This window comes from Lichenibacterium ramalinae (genome assembly GCF_004137085.1).
GTDB classification, from domain to species: domain Bacteria; phylum Pseudomonadota; class Alphaproteobacteria; order Rhizobiales; family Beijerinckiaceae; genus Lichenihabitans; species Lichenihabitans ramalinae.
Genome location: NZ_QYBC01000062.1, coordinates 1 through 1,470 on the forward strand (window position 1 = coordinate 1; position 1,470 = coordinate 1,470).

Sequence of the window (1,470 nt, forward strand, 5' to 3'; positions counted from 1 at the left end):
AGCTCGACTTTGGCCTTTTTAGGCTGCGTTGCAGAGGGCGTAGGCCCAGGCCTGTGGCATTCTGAAGGGGACTTTCCGGCGATCGGTCTGCTGCGGCGATGTTCGGAAATGCTGTTCGCGCCAGATCGCGCGGCGGACGGCCGCGAGAGCGTCGGAGAAGGTCGGGCGAGCCTTGGGGTACCAGGCGGCGGCCGTCACGGAGCGCCGCTGGCGTTTCGGCAGGCGGCGGGCCAGCAGGGTGACGATGGAGAACAGGGCCAGGAGGCAGGGCGTGGTGCGGGCGATGGCGCGGTCGGACCACTGGCGCTGCGTTTCAACACCGAGGTGGGTCCGGACTTCCTCGAAGGTGGTCTCGACGCACCAGCGGCGGACGAACCAGATGACGATCTGCTGCGGGGTCCGGTCGAGATCGGTGCACAGCAGGGCCTGAGCGGGCGCGTCCGGCTTGGCCGGGTCGCGGATCAGCACCCACCGGATTGGCACCACGGGCAGGCCGTTGTGGCGCCACACGGCGGTGGCCGAAGCGGTGAGCAGATCCCGCGCTCCGCCGCCGTACCAGGTCTCGACCTGGATGGACTGCCACGTCGTCGCCGGGTCGGCCGCGATCTTGGCCAACGTCGCCAGGCGCCGCCCGGCCTTGCGCGGACGGCCCATGGTGCCGGGTGCGCGGGGTGGCGCCGGATCGTAGAGCGCCGCATCCAGGCGCAGGCGCGTGATCACGGTGAGCCCGTGGTGGCGAAGGGCCTGCAGGAAGACCAGCGACGAGAAGCTGCTGTCGGCGACGAGCACGAGGTCGCGGCCTGGAAGCCAGCGGTGGGCCTGCAGGGCGATTTGCCGGCCGTAGTCCAGCAGCGTCTTGTGCCGGCGCCCTTTCGCGGCATTGTAGCGCTCGGACGGCACGAGCGAAGTCAGGAACGGGAGCGCCCACACGCGTCCCGCCCACGGGATCGGGGCGAGCAGCATCAGGCTGATCCAGCGCAGGCCGCTCGTTTTGACGAAATGGCTGTGCGACGAGCGTACCGGGTCCCGGTAGATGCCGCGCGCCGCAATCTTCGGTCCCCACCGGCGCTCGATCGTATCATCCAGCCCCACGACCACCGGGCCCCGCGGCGCGAAAGCCCGCACCAGATGCCCGAGCAGGATGCGGGCTCCACCCCGGGCGCTCCACGGCGCCCGGCTCAGCACGCGATGATAGTTTGTGAAATGCCGGTCGCGCGCGTGGCCGGTGATCCGCAGAACGCTCGCCACCGTGCGCCGGCCAGGCGCCAGGAGGGCACCGATCAGCAGCACCCGGGCGTGCAGCCAGGAACGCTGGACGAAGAGCGGCGCGAAGGTGATGATCAGCGCGGCGAAACGGGCGGGCAGGTCCGGCATGGCGTTGTCTCTTGGCGGAAACCCTGCCAGCCTCACCCACCCGCTCGCTTCGTCAACCCGCACAGACCTGACCGCCTGATTGGCCAAAGTCGAGCT

At 70.0% G+C, this 1,470-nt stretch carries 1 protein-coding gene; it reads right to left on the minus strand.

What is annotated here, in order from left to right:
* Window positions 1-18: 18 nt before the first annotated feature.
* Window positions 19-1,470 (minus strand): IS701 family transposase (locus D3272_RS27005; protein ID WP_245496816.1); only part of this gene is annotated, 1,452 nt, incomplete at its 5' end.